The sequence below is a fragment of the Mesorhizobium sp. PL10 genome, assembly GCF_053714315.1.
In genome coordinates, this window is record NZ_JBSKBR010000028.1 from 37,524 (window position 1) to 50,246 (window position 12,723).

The window sequence follows — 12,723 nt, forward strand, 5'->3', positions numbered from 1 at the left end:
AATTGGTTAGCCGGTCTTTCCGGCTCATGGTGACCCGCCGCGTACTGTTGCAACGCATCGGTTTGTGGGTAACGATCCAGCCGTTACCCATTATCCAGAAGGTCCGTTACCCATGTCGCTCTCCGACTTCGCTTGCAAGAACGCCAAGCCAAAGGACAAGCCGTATCGCCTAGCTGACGGCGACGGGCTCTATCTCCTCGTCCAAAAAAGCGGCTCCAAGCTCTGGCAATTGCGGTACCGCCACTTGGAGAAGGAAAACATCCTCTCCTTTGGAAAATACCCGTTGGTGTCGCTTCTCGACGCGAGAGGAAAGCGCGACGACGCCAAGAGGCTGCTGGTCGCCGGCATCAACCCTTCCAACAAACGCAAGGAGGAGAAGACTGCGGCTATCACGGAAGCACGTACCACCTTCGGCCTGATCGCCGAAGAGTATGTCACGCGGATGCAGGAACGGAACGCTGCAGGGGCCACCGTTGCCAAAACCAAGTGGCTTCTCGAAGACCTGGCCAGCCCACTCGCCAAGCGTCCCATTAAAGAGATCACTGCCGCCGAAATTTTCCAACTCCTCCACAAGGTCGAAAAGAGTGGTCGGCGAGAGACGGCGCGGCGTTTGCGCGGCGTAATCGGCAGCGTCTTCCGGCTGGCCATTGTCACCTTGCGGGCAGACGTCGATCCGACCCTGCACCTCCGGGGCGCGCTCCAACCACCGAAAGTCAATGGTCGCTCTGCGATCATTGACGAAAGGAAATTCGGTCACCTGCTCACGGCGATCGATGAGTACGATGGCTGGCCTACCCTTAAAGCCGCCCTTCAGTTCATCGCTCTCACCTGTGTCCGTCCCGGCGAGATACGAGGCGCCACGCGCGACGAGTTCGATCGAGAGAAGGCTGTCTGGCATATCCCGGCTGAGCGCATGAAGATGCGTGCTCCGCACAGCGTGCCGCTATCCAAACAGGCGCTTTTGGTCTTGGAAGAGGTCTGGCCGCTCTCTGAGCATAACGGCTTGGTCTTTCCTTCGATCCGTTCGACCAAGCGGCCGCTTTCCGAGAACGCCATGAATGCCGCGCTGCGGCGAATGGGTTATGGAAAGGACGAAGTAACCGCCCATGGCTTCCGGGTGACAGCGAGCACCATCCTCAACGCCCGCAACTACGACCCAGACGTAATTGAGGCGGTCCTTGCGCACCAGGACAAGAACGCCATCCGGCGGACCTATAACCGCGCCACCTATTGGGAGCAGCGGGTGATGCTGATGCAGGAGTGGGGAGATTTGTTAGACGGACTAAAGGCAGGCCCTTAGTCGTACGCACATTCCACGGTCGGAACACTATTTTTTTCGGATTGGCGTAATCGCCGCTAGCATAAGCAACTAAGCCGTCATTGACAGCAACCTGGATTCAGGCTCTCGGACCAGATAGTGATCCTGCGTCGGGTCGTACGCCTTCGAATCCTGCCCGGCCGACAATCCATTACTTGGGAATGGCCGTTATCTTCGCCAGGATCGCCGAATCCTACGCACTTCAAACTTAGATCAAGCGGACAGACATCACCCCAATCCTAAGACCAAGCCTTGACGGCCGGGAGCGAGGCCCCTCTTACTAAAAAGGGCGGCAGCCCCTCATCCTTCCTTCAACGTGAGGGACAGTCACCGGATGGCCGAGACTTCAGGCTCGGGGAGGCGTCAGCCGAGTATGGCCCGACGGGCGGAAGGCACGGCACGCCCTCAAGCGCCTAAGGCTGCTTGTCGGTATATTATGGCAACAATTTCTCCGTTTTTTCGGGAATTTTTGCACTTACAGTGTTCGGCTGTTACTTTGCGCCGCAATTGTGGTATACTGAGAATGTCGAAATTCGCCTACAAGCTGAAAAACAGCATCAACAGTGTACTATGAAACAGCCTAAGCTGACCGCCGTCATACGAGCCGCTGGCGATGTCATTCACATCGACGACGCCGCGCGCGTGCTCGCCGTTTCCCGGGACAAGGCAGCTAAAACCCTGTCAGCCTGGGCTGCGCAGGGTTGGCTGCAGCGGGTCGGCAGCGGTCTATATGCCCCTGTTTCTCTGGACATGCGCGGCAGCGATCAGGCTGTAGCAGATGCATGGCTTTTGGTTCCGTCGCTGTTCGGGCCCGGTTACATTGGGGGCCGTACAGCCGCCGAATATTGGGATCTGACCGAGCAGCTTTTCCGCGACATTGTTGTCTACACCGCGCGTCCCATACGCGAGCGCTCGAAGGAAAGCGGCGGCGCGCTGTTCACGCTGCGTCAAATCCCGGAGGCCCGGATATTCGGCACAAAGGCTGTCTGGCGCGGCCACACGAAAGTCAGCGTCTCCGACATCGATCGCACCATGCTGGACATGCTGGACGATCCGGCAAGCGGCGCCGGTATTCAGCATGTGGCCGACTGTCTTGATCGATACCTGCGCAAGGACGAGAGCAAGCCGGATCAGCTGATCATCTATGCCGATCAGCTTGCCAACGGCGCGGTATTCAAAAGGCTGGGCTTCCTGGCGGAGCGAAATCCGCTCGGGGGGGCGCTGGTGCTCGCATGCAGATCGCGCCTGACGAAGGGCTACGCCAAACTCGACCCTGCGCTGACCTGCGAACGCGTCGTGACACGATGGAAGCTTTGGGTTCCGTCAGACTGGATCGGAGCACTGCGCGATGATCAGTAAGGCCGAGATTCTGGAGACGGCGGCCAAGGTGGGACTGCGGCCGGACGTCGTCGAAAAGGATTATGTCCTCGGCTGGACGCTCGCGGGGATCTCTGCCCACGACGAATTGCGGGAGAAATGGGTTTTCAAAGGCGGGACGTGTCTCAAGAAATGTTACTTCGAAACCTATCGCTTTTCGGAAGATCTCGACTTTACGCTGGCGGATGCGGCACACCTTGACGAGGCATTCCTCAAACGGGTTTTCGCCGAGATCGGCGAGTGGGTCTACGAGCGGTCGGGCCTCGAAATGCCAACCGAAGGGCAGAGCTTCGATCTTTTCAAGAATCCGCGCGGCAACGTCTCGTGCCAGGGCAAGCTCAGCTACAAGGGGCCCGTCTCTCCAAACGTCGCCGTGATCCGCCTGCCCCGCATCAAGCTCGATCTGACAGCCGATGAACGGATCGTCCTGCCGCCCGTCAGGGTGCCATTGTTTCACGCGTATAGCGACGCGCAGGAAGCCAGCTTTGAGGTGTTGGCCTACAGCTACGAGGAGGCCTTCGGCGAGAAGGTACGGGCCCTCGCCGAGCGAACGAGGCCGCGCGATCTCTATGACGTCGTGAACCTGTTCCGGAACAGCGAGGCGCGCCCACAGGCGGCCGCGCTCCTCGACGTCCTGCGCCAGAAATGTGAATTCAAGGGCATTGCCGTTCCGAAGCTCGAAGACCTTGCGGCCCACCGCGACGGACTCGAAGGCGGCTGGGAGAACATGCTGGCGCATCAACTGCCCGCGCTGCCGCCGGTCGCCGATTTCTGGGACGTCCTGCCTGACTTCTTTGCCTGGCTCGCCGGGGGCGAGGCGCCCATCGTGCTGCCGGCGTACGCGCTGGCCGCGGGCGAGTCGGTCATTCACGGGCGCACGTTCGGACTGGATATTCCGAACGCAGCGCAGACGCATCTTGAGATCATCCGGTTTGCCGGCGGAAACAGGCTACGCGTCCTCCTTGAATATCAAGGCACGACGAGGCGCATTGAACCCTATTCCCTGCGTCGCACGAGCGAGGGGAACATAGTCCTCCATGCCTTCAATCTCGACAAGAACGAGCACCGCAGCTACCGGGTGGACCGGATCACCGGAGCGCGCGCGACCAACGAAACGTTCGTGCCGCGCTACGCAGTGGAACTTACACCGTCGGGTCCGGTAAGCATTCCGCCCGCCCGTGGCGGCGGGACGTTCGGGGGCATCGCCGCCAACCGCCCTCAGCCCGTCAGGGCACGGGCTCGCGCGTCGAGTGGCCCGACATATGTCTATCAGTGCCCTGTCTGTCAGAAAAAATTCCGTCGTCAGACGCGCGACAGTTCCCTGAAACCGCACCAGTCGCCTGCCGGATACGCCTGCAGTGGGCGCACCGGCTATCTGGTGGATACGCACTATTGAGTTCGCAATGACCGAGCCCTCTCCGCCGCAGAACAAAAAGAAAATGACTCACCCTCGAATTTCCGGCGACCCGGCAATCCTGCGAGCAGCCGTGGCACAAGCGCATGACCGGCAGCTGTCACGCGAAGCAGTCTTGCGTGAGAAGCTGAAGGCTTCGGCGGTGCCGCTCCCGCCCGAACTGTTCGAGGAAGTCGCGAAGGTCAGTGGCCTTGAGATTGATGAGGTAATGACGGACCACCCGGGCCGAAAGATATGGGAACGGTATAACTCGTACCTGGTCAGCTCCCGTGTTTTTGACCGCGCCTTCGCAGATTTGTTCAAGGCCATCGCTCGATTCGAGGAGGCGGTAGGACGTGACATCTTCGATCGGTCGAACGAACTCGAACTGCAAGACATTGAAGCGGACGTCCAGAAAGAACTCTTTGCCGCGACGAGCGCAGCACACTCGCTGGTCGACCATTCACGCCGGATTCAGAAGATCGCCACGCTTGCTGGCCACGATGCGAAGCGTGTGGACTGCTTAGGCGACGATGGCCTGCACGATTTCGTCATCGCGCTGCGGACTCTTCTGCACCATCTGCATGCGGTTGAGGCGGGCTGGAACATCACCAATGATTTCGAGCGCGGCAAGACGGCAGGCTTCATGCTGCGGCGGCGGGCGCTGCAATCCGCGATTAACCAGTCGAAGGCGTCCTTTACTGCGGAACAGCACAAGGGCATTCAGCGCTTTATGGCTGCAGCGCCTGAATCCATCGATGTGAGGGCAGCGTTTGAAGAGTACCAACGCCGGTCTGGCGCGTTCCGTTCTTGGTTCGGCGAAGCACTGCGCGGCGACGGGCTGGTCGCACTGCGCGACTATGAACGCTGCATCGCTGAAAACAAGAAGCGCTCGATCCGCATGATGTGGAATGCCCTCGTGGGAAACTGGTTGAACTGGAAGGAGCCGCCACGCCTGTACAACCATCTGCCGCGCTATTTGACCTCGGACGAGATTGCAGAACTGTACGCCCTGCCCTTGCGGTCCAGGGAGCAGATCGACAGGCTGATCGACCTCGTCGATCGCGAGCAAGCTTGTGACGATGCCTTGAGAGAACGCATTCATCGCCTTTTCCAACGCGTCGCGCCGCCGGACGCTGTTGCGACCTGATAGCGGTAATTCCCAAAAGGCGTTAGCCGAGTATGGCCCGACGGGCGAAGCGCACGGCATGCACCGCTTATTCAACCTGCGTGGCATCACTCACGAGCCCGATTGCAAGGCGCTCGACTGCAAAAGTCTTATGGGTCGGCAATGGTCGTTGGACCTTGCCAACACCCGCCAATGCGCGCAAATTCATTCTACAAGTTGGTCATGAAGCGGAGACAGCAGTCATGTACATGAAACTTGGAATAATTTCATTTGTCTGCTTACTTTCCGTCATTGGCGTCTCACATGCCGACAACAACGTATATTCGGGTCCATTCTTCATGTGCCCCGACGCACACGGAGACGCGCAAAAGCAGCTGTTTAAAATCATTGATATAAGCCGGTTTCCAATGAGAATTGACCATCTGGGCCAGCGCAGGATTGACGGCTTTGTCGCGTCGCTGGCCGCTTCCAGGAGTGCGGCGCTGGCCGTCGCTCCAGAACCCACTGTCGATGAAAAAATTGGCCAACAAATCCAAAAACTACAGCAAATGGCCGCGCCGTTGGGTCAGGATTTCGATCGGCGTTACGTCGAAGTCTGTTTCGCCACCACTGCGCCCCCGGCAGACCCTAATATCGATGGGCCATTCTACTATATGCCCGGCTATATAGTGCAATCGGCTATTACCGCTGTCCTGCAGCCGATGGACTCGGTTTTAATCCCTGAGCAGCTCTATCTTGTCGTGAGCTACGAAGGGCCGACGGCGGAAATTGGAAACCTGCGCTACACAATGACTGAACAATTCTGGCAAAAAACTGCCCCCTATCTGGGTTATGAGCGCAGCGACGGGCCTAACTTGCAGATTTTCGCACCGGGCTTAAAGGGATCAGAAGAACAGACCAAGCTTGAGCTCTGGACGCCCATCAAGCCAATCAAGGTATGGCCTCGGTAAAGGCCCCTTGAGGGACAGTCACCGGACGGCCGAGACGTCAGGGCTCGGGGAGGTGTCAGCCCAGTATGGCCCGGCAGGTGGAACGCAGGGCAGGCCAGCCGAACCTGAAATCGACTGCCGGCATAACGCGGGCGGCGCTACGACATTTGAGGTCTCGGCGCTGCCCGCCGCTCGCGCCAGCGCTGCTATATCCGCTTAGCCCCTTAGCTCTTCATTCCATTCCAAAGCGAACGCCGCATTCCCCTTTTCGGCCCAGAGCGCCCGCGCCTGTCCGCTTTGCTCGCTTCGGAGTTTGTCCGCCATCCAGATCAGCGCGCCGTAGATCGTGGCGCGATCGTCGTTGGTCAGATCGACAATGCCAGCCTTGACGAGGAGACCGCCGAGTTCGATCAGATGCCGTGTGCGCTTCCGACGTTCGACCTGCCAGGTGCGCATGTCATTGCGAGCCAGAGCCGCTTGCCGGCGATTGTGGGCTGCCCGATTGCGCTGTAGCGCCGCGAAGATTGCGCTGATCTGCCGGAGCAGTTCGCCGGGGCCGGCTTTCGAAAAACGTCGCTCCACGCTTGGCCCATGCCTCACGCTTTGCGGTGTCTTTCGTCTCAGCGAGCGCGACCAGCGCGCCGGCCAGTTCTTCAATGCTGAATTGATCGGCGCCGGTGGCGATCACCAGTTCGCCAAGCTGCTGCACCTTTCGCGTCTTCAGTTCCCGCGCCTGGTCTTCCAGTGCCTTCAGTTCCGCGTCGAAGTCCCGTGGTTTACGCATGGCTGTCTCCATCAATTGTCGATGTGGCGATGATAGGGGAGCGTCTCCCGGAAGGCTTCAGGGTTACCGAGACAGCCCGGGACGGGCTGGTCCATCCCGAGATTTTTTCGAGGGAGGGCGCGCTTATACGTCGTGCCGACGTGCGCTTTGACGTGCAAATGATCTGGTCGCGATGGCGATCTATCATCTTCATGTCAAAGTCATTGGCCGCAAGGCTGGGAGCAGCGCTGTGGCGTCTGCTGCCTACCGCTCTGCCTCGCGGCTGCGTGACGAGCGGATCGAACGCAGCCATGACTTCTCGGCCAAGCGCGGTGTCGTCCATTCCGAGGTGATGCTGCCGGAGACTGCGCCCGAAGCCTGGAGCGACCGCGAACGGCTGTGGAACGATGTCGAAGCGTTCGAGGTGAGGAAGGATGCCCAGCTTGCCCGCGAGGTAGAGTTCGCCCTTCCGCGCGAACTCAGCCAAGCGCAAGGCATCGAGCTGGCCCGGGACTTTGTTCAGGCCGAGTTTGTCAGCCAAGGCATGGTCGCAGATCTCAATGTGCATTGGGACAGGGCAGAGGATGGCAGTCCCAAACCGCATGCTCATGTCATGCTCACCATGCGGTCGGTCGATGAAAACGGTTTCGGGGCGAAGGTTCGAGACTGGAACCGCACCGAGATGGTCGAGCTTTGGCGCGAGCGATGGGCGGAGCTTGCCAATGAGCGCCTTGCCGAACTCGATATAGACGCCCGCATCGATCATCGCAGTCTCGAAGCGCAGGGCATTGCCCTGGAGCCGCAAACCCAGATCGGAGCACCGGCGCAACGCATCGAGGGCGGTGGCCTCGACGCTGCCGGCATTGAAGCAGATCGCGCCGAACTGCATCGCGAGATCGCGCGCAACAATGGCGCGCGCATCATTGCGGATCCATCCGTGGCACTGGTGGCAATCACGCATCAGCAATCGACCTTCACGCGAAAAGACATTGCGAAGTTCTCGCATCGGCACAGCGACGGAATTGAGCAGTTCAATGAGGTGATGGCAGCCATCGGCAATGCGCCTGATCTGGTCGAACTCGGCAAGGACGGACGCGGCGAAGATCGCTTCACCACCCGGCAGATGATCGAGACCGAACAGCGCCTTCACCACGCAGCAGAACGCATGGCCGGACAGGAGCGCCATGCGGTGAGTGATAGGAATCGCGAGGCAGGTCTGGCGAATGCCAAACAGCGCGGCATTGTCCTCTCGGCCGAGCAAACCGATGCACTGGATCACATCACCGACGGCCGCGGTCTTGGTGTCGTTGTCGGGTTTGCCGGAACCGGCAAGAGCGCCATGCTGGGTGTCGCGCGCCAGGCATGGGCAGCAGCAGGCTATGAGGTTCGAGGCGCCGCACTCTCCGGCATTGCCGCAGAAAATCTCGAAAGCGGATCGGGGATTTCGTCGCGCACGATTGCCAGCCTGGAACACGGCTGGGGACAGGGCAGGGATCTGCTCACCGCGCGTGATGTCCTGGTAATCGACGAAGCCGGCATGGTCGGCACGCGCCAGTTGGAGCGCGTGCTTTCCCATGCGGCCAGCGTCGGCGCAAAGGTCGTTCTGGTTGGCGATCCCCAGCAGTTGCAGGCGATCGAAGCCGGCGCCGCGTTCCGTTCGATCCACGAACGTCATGGCGGCGTCGAGATCGACCAGGTACGCCGGCAGCGAGAGGAATGGCAACGTGACGCCACGCGCGATCTGGCGACCGGCAAGATCGGCGCCGCGATCGACTCCTATGACGCACAAGGCATGGTGCACCAGGCTGCATCGCGCGACGATGCACGCAGCGATCTTGTCGTGCGCTGGGATCGCGACAGGCGCGCTGCGCCAGACGCAAGCCGGATCATTCTCACCCACACAAACGACGAAGTGCGCGCGCTGAACCAGGCCGCGCGCGAGCGCATGCGCGTCGCCGGCGATCTCGGCGACGATGTTCAGGTGGATGTGGAACGGGGTGCAAGAAACTTCGCACGCGGCGACCGCGTCATGTTTCTGAGCAACGAGCGTGGACTCGGCGTCAAGAACGGCACGCTCGGTATGATCGACGAGATCAGCACGCAGAGCATGGCCGTCCGGACCGACGACGGCAGGTCGGTGCGCTTCGATCTGAAAGACTATGCCCAAATCGACCACGGCTATGCCGCGACCATCCACAAGGCGCAAGGCATGACGGTCGACCAAACCCACGTCCTGGCAACACCGGGCATGGATGCACACGGCAGCTACGTTGCCCTGTCGCGGCACCGAGACGGGATGGAGCTGCATTACGCCAGCGACGACTTCGCGACCCGCGAGCGGCTCGTGCGCACGTTGTCACGTGACCGCGCCAAGGACATGGCTTCCGACTACGAGCTAGTCGATCCGGCGCAGAGCTACGCCGAGCGGCGTGGCATCACCTTCCGCGAGCGTTTGGTCGAGATCGTGCGCCGGATCGTTCCGGAAAAGCTGCGCGACAGGATAGGCGGGCTGCTGGACGGGTTGCGCTCACCCGCAGACGCCGAGCCCGGCCAAGACCGTGGGCGCAGTCCGGGAAGGGGGAATGTTGGGACGCAAATCGCAGACGGCGCTGCGCCTGAAAGACCTGCTTCGGTCAGGGGAGCGCAGCGCGTAACAGATGTGCGGGTTGATCCGGAAGCGGCGTTGCGGAGCGCTCGCACGAAGGCGCTTGTTCGTCACGCCCGTGCGCTCGACACGATCCTGCGCAGCGGAAATGCGGACGGGCGGAGCAGTCCCGAGCAGACGCGCGAATTGAGAGATGCCCGCAGCGCGTTCGAGAAGGTTCGGCCGCATGGCTGGCGTGATGCCGAAGCGGCTTATGTGAAAAATCCCGATCTGGTTCGTGAGGCGGGGGTCGGCCGTGTCAACCGCATCGTCCTTGCTCTCCAGCTTGAGACGGAAATCCGTACCGGACTGGATACCGATCCGGGCCGCCGGGCAGACCGTTTCGTGGAACGCTGGCAAAAGCTCGACCGCACAAGCCATGGCCAATACCAGGCCGGCGACATGTCCGGCTACAAGTCAACGCGTTCGGCCATGTCCGATATGGCAAAGAGCCTCGAACGCGATCCTCAGCTTGAATCCCTGCTCGCCAGTCACAAGAAGGCGCTTGGCATCCAGGTCGAATCTGGCCGCCGCCTTGGTGCAGAACTCGCCTTCAACCACGGCATCGGGCTCGGGCGGGGCCGAGGCATCGGACTCTGATTCGTCCCATTTGCCGTCGTTTGTGCGCCACCTTACGAGGTGATGGTTATCCCCCTTGTACGATCGTCGCTGCCTGTTTTGTCTGACCCATCTGGTATCAGAACCACCCAGCAGAAGGCAGGCCAGCCATGTCGGAACATGACCGCATTATCCGCCGCAGAACCGTCCTTGCCCGGACCGGGCTTTCCCGCTCAACGATGTATCGCAAGATCGCCGAGGGAACGTTCCCTGCCCAGTTGAAAATCAGCGTCAACGGTGCGGGCTGGCGCGAATCCGATATCAATCGGTGGGTAGAGGACCCGGTGTCTTGGAGGGCGAGGCGAGAAGGTGATGAAATTCGATAAATCGGTAGTGTCTCAGTTTGAAATTCTCCCTCCCTCATATCCGGTTTGATGGCGTAGGCGAAAGCGCCTATATGCTTAGCGGAAAGCATGAGGAACCCGGATGGCTAAAGTGACAATGGAAATCGTACCGACGCCAGCCGCAGATGAAGCGTACAAGGTGGTGGTTACCCATGCCGGTAGCCTCTTGGCCGAGTATCCGGTGCCAAGCATCGCCGCAGGCGAGGCGTTTATCAAGGAAGGCGCGGAAGAGCTTCAGAAGCTCGCCAAGAGACTTGGGTATTTATAAGTGCCCACCGGACCTAAAGGCCATAAGTACGTCACACGTTGAACGCCAGAACCTTACGATGCGGATGCATAAGCGTCGCTTCACGGGCCTTACCAATGCGTTCTCGAGGAAGTTCGAAAACCACGGTCACATGGTTGCTCTGTACACCGTCTGATACAACTTCATTCGCATTCACAAGACGCTGAAAACGTCCCCGGCAATGGCCGCTCGCGCATCGCGGACGCACTGGTCGATGGACGACCTTTGCGAGAAGATGGGCGCCGTTGCGCCGAAGCCGGGAAAGCGTGGGCCGTACAAAAAGAACGCTGTAAGAAAAGCCTCCGACCCTTCGCGGCAGTTCAAATTCGATCTTCTTTCTTGAAGCTTATTTCGGCACTTCCCAGCTATATGAAGGGCAATTTTTGGTCGGCAGGGATCGACATGAAGGTACTTGGACACGAAACATATTGGCCTCCGCTACGACCGGGGGACGCTACTGGCATCCTATTGGTGTTGGTGTTGTTGGCAGTCGTAGTTATTGCACTGTCGATTTTTCCGATGCAAACGCGAGAGATACAGACCCAAGGAAATTTCGGCTTCGGACCGGAATGGGACTGTGCGTGGCCCGGTAAAGGCGGACCAGTTTGCGTCAAATCTTTCAAGACGCAGACGCCGCCGCGAATCCCAATTGATCACTGATGCTTAGCTAGATCGCCATCCAACGCACAGCAGAAATTCAAACTGAGACACCACCGATAAATCCGGTTGCGAGAGCTGGTGAAATGTTAGGATCTATCTCATCATGCAATGCAATTTCTGTGGATAATGGAACCGAACCACCGGTATGATTTTGGATTGGGTAATTTTGTGGGTATCGACCAATACCCACACTGATAATATCTGATTGAATTCAAATACATAGATTACAGTTCGATTCCGCCTCTGGCACCATCACCTTCTTAAGGTGTTGACGCAGCTGAAAAACTAACAAAATTATATGCTTAGGCCTGCCCGAGTGCTACACAAGGGTGTTACACATGGTCCTTGCTATGAGCCGTCCTGTCAAACATTGTAAGACTGCCGTCTACTGGTTTCGAAAGCGCCTACCGGCGGACATAGCCGCGCTGGCGGGTCGCAAGGAAGTCAACAAGACACTTGGAACGAAGGACCCTGAAGAGGCCAAGCGGAAATACGCACAGGTCCTCGCGGAGTTCGAAGCTGATTGCTCCCGAATTCGGTTAGGTGCTGCTCGCGGCGAACTGAGAGCGCCGTCGCCAGCCCGTCCATCACCGATCGCGAGGCGCATTCCCTTGCGCAGATAGTCCGCGATGAGTGGCTTGCAAAGTTCTATGAAAACCCTAGCGAGCAGTTGCTCTGGCACACCGACTTCTATGAGGGCATGTGGACAGAGTACCTTTGCCTTCAACTCACCCGATTCCCGGAGTGGAAGGGATCTCCGACCCGATTCCAGGAACAATGCCGATCGAGAATATCTTTTGGAAATCGATGAGGGCCAGGTGCATCAGCAGGGCCAAAGACATCCTTCTTGAGAACGGGTTTGCGAACGACCCATGGAGCGTCACGAAGACGGCGCGGGCGGTGGGCGCTGCTTTCCAACGAGCCAGCTTGACGCTGCAAAAGCTGGAACGCGGGGAGTATGAACCAGAACCACGGCCAGCCGAGCGAATTCATCGTCCGGCAGAATCTCAACCGGCGGACAATCGGTCATCCATAGCCACAACTCTGGGAACGAAATCTGATTCAGCCACGCTAATGGGGTTGGTTCAAGGTTGGTCGCAGGAAAACAAAGCCGCTGGCCGGAAACCGAGTACTTATGAGAGCTATCGAAACGCGTTTGTCTATCTTGTCGATTTCCTCGGCCACGACGATGCGGCGAGAGGTAAGCGCTGTTCTCAGGCCACGGCCTTAAGCTCGGGAGCCCGGATGTAGACCCAAGGCAG

11 protein-coding genes and 1 pseudogene are annotated in these 12,723 nt (G+C 59.2%); 10 read left to right on the forward strand and 2 right to left on the reverse strand.

The annotated features are described in order from the left end of the window. Positions 1 to 112 precede the first annotated feature (112 nt). From ACWGTO_RS28570 to ACWGTO_RS28590, 5 genes are all read left to right on the forward strand, one after another. Complete coding sequence (locus ACWGTO_RS28570; protein ID WP_454578129.1) at positions 113 to 1,300, forward strand: tyrosine-type recombinase/integrase; 1,188 nt, start codon at positions 113 to 115, stop codon at positions 1,298 to 1,300. A gap of 441 nt (positions 1,301 to 1,741) precedes the next feature. Next, entirely contained in the window at positions 1,742 to 2,677 is a 936-nt protein-coding gene (locus ACWGTO_RS28575; protein WP_454578130.1) for a type IV toxin-antitoxin system AbiEi family antitoxin domain-containing protein, read from the forward strand. Next, positions 2,667 to 4,091 (forward strand): nucleotidyl transferase AbiEii/AbiGii toxin family protein, encoded by a 1,425-nt coding sequence (locus tag ACWGTO_RS28580; protein ID WP_454578131.1) that lies wholly within the window; start codon positions 2,667 to 2,669, stop codon positions 4,089 to 4,091. Before ACWGTO_RS28575 ends, ACWGTO_RS28580 begins: the two co-directional genes overlap by 11 nt. A 7-nt stretch (positions 4,092 to 4,098) precedes the next feature. After that, the gene (locus ACWGTO_RS28585) at positions 4,099 to 5,238 is read left to right on the forward strand and encodes a hypothetical protein (protein WP_454578132.1); all 1,140 of its coding nucleotides are present in this window, start codon (positions 4,099 to 4,101) and stop codon (positions 5,236 to 5,238) included. Positions 5,239 to 5,459: 221 nt separating this feature from the next. Further along, positions 5,460 to 6,167 (forward strand): GyrI-like domain-containing protein, encoded by a 708-nt coding sequence (locus ACWGTO_RS28590; RefSeq protein WP_454578133.1) that lies wholly within the window; start codon positions 5,460 to 5,462, stop codon positions 6,165 to 6,167. A 195-nt stretch (positions 6,168 to 6,362) separates the two neighbouring features. On the opposite strand, the gene ACWGTO_RS28595 is transcribed toward ACWGTO_RS28590, so the two are convergent. Together ACWGTO_RS28595 and ACWGTO_RS28600 are read right to left on the reverse strand one after the other, a co-directional pair. Then, positions 6,363 to 6,602, reverse strand: a complete 240-nt coding sequence (locus ACWGTO_RS28595) for a conjugal transfer protein TraD (protein WP_454578134.1) — start codon at positions 6,600 to 6,602, stop codon at positions 6,363 to 6,365. 1 nt (position 6,603) lies between these two features. Continuing rightward, a complete protein-coding gene (locus tag ACWGTO_RS28600; RefSeq protein ID WP_454578135.1) occupies positions 6,604 to 6,930 on the reverse strand; it encodes a conjugal transfer protein TraD in 327 nt (108 codons plus the stop codon). A gap of 172 nt (positions 6,931 to 7,102) precedes the next feature. On the opposite strand from ACWGTO_RS28600, the gene traA reads away from it, so the two are divergent. The 5 genes and pseudogenes from traA to ACWGTO_RS28625 all read left to right on the forward strand — a co-directional run bounded on the left by traA (position 7,103) and on the right by ACWGTO_RS28625 (position 12,084). Continuing rightward, a complete protein-coding gene (gene traA / locus ACWGTO_RS28605) occupies positions 7,103 to 10,153 on the forward strand; it encodes a Ti-type conjugative transfer relaxase TraA (RefSeq protein WP_454578136.1) in 3,051 nt (1,016 codons plus the stop codon). A gap of 128 nt (positions 10,154 to 10,281) precedes the next feature. After that, on the forward strand, positions 10,282 to 10,497 hold the full coding sequence (locus ACWGTO_RS28610) for a helix-turn-helix transcriptional regulator (protein WP_454578137.1): 216 nt from the start codon (positions 10,282 to 10,284) through the stop codon (positions 10,495 to 10,497). A gap of 100 nt (positions 10,498 to 10,597) precedes the next feature. Then, complete coding sequence (locus tag ACWGTO_RS28615; protein ID WP_454578138.1) at positions 10,598 to 10,783, forward strand: hypothetical protein; 186 nt, start codon at positions 10,598 to 10,600, stop codon at positions 10,781 to 10,783. Between the two features lie 7 nt (positions 10,784 to 10,790). Then, positions 10,791 to 11,144: pseudogene (locus ACWGTO_RS28620) on the forward strand (hypothetical protein); the annotation flags it as partial. Positions 11,145 to 11,811: 667 nt separating this feature from the next. After that, positions 11,812 to 12,084: a DUF6538 domain-containing protein gene (locus tag ACWGTO_RS28625; RefSeq protein ID WP_454578139.1), complete on the forward strand. Its 273-nt coding sequence runs from the start codon at positions 11,812 to 11,814 to the stop codon at positions 12,082 to 12,084. The last annotated feature ends 639 nt before the right edge of the window (positions 12,085 to 12,723 follow it).

Bases quoted from the DNA above. Each gene is read 5' to 3' on its own strand.
- ACWGTO_RS28570 (WP_454578129.1), top strand. From the start codon at position 113: ATGTCGCTCTCCGACTTCGCTTGCAAGAACGCCAAGCCAAAGGACAAG.
- ACWGTO_RS28580 (WP_454578131.1), top strand. From the start codon at position 2,667: ATGATCAGTAAGGCCGAGATTCTGGAGACGGCGGCCAAGGTGGGACTG.
- ACWGTO_RS28585 (WP_454578132.1), top strand. From the start codon at position 4,099: ATGACCGAGCCCTCTCCGCCGCAGAACAAAAAGAAAATGACTCACCCT.
- ACWGTO_RS28590 (WP_454578133.1), top strand. From the start codon at position 5,460: ATGTACATGAAACTTGGAATAATTTCATTTGTCTGCTTACTTTCCGTC.
- ACWGTO_RS28595 (WP_454578134.1), bottom strand. From the start codon at position 6,602: ATGCGCACCTGGCAGGTCGAACGTCGGAAGCGCACACGGCATCTGATC.
- ACWGTO_RS28600 (WP_454578135.1), bottom strand. From the start codon at position 6,930: ATGCGTAAACCACGGGACTTCGACGCGGAACTGAAGGCACTGGAAGAC.
- traA (WP_454578136.1), top strand. From the start codon at position 7,103: ATGGCGATCTATCATCTTCATGTCAAAGTCATTGGCCGCAAGGCTGGG.
- ACWGTO_RS28610 (WP_454578137.1), top strand. From the start codon at position 10,282: ATGTCGGAACATGACCGCATTATCCGCCGCAGAACCGTCCTTGCCCGG.
- ACWGTO_RS28615 (WP_454578138.1), top strand. From the start codon at position 10,598: ATGGCTAAAGTGACAATGGAAATCGTACCGACGCCAGCCGCAGATGAA.
- ACWGTO_RS28625 (WP_454578139.1), top strand. From the start codon at position 11,812: ATGAGCCGTCCTGTCAAACATTGTAAGACTGCCGTCTACTGGTTTCGA.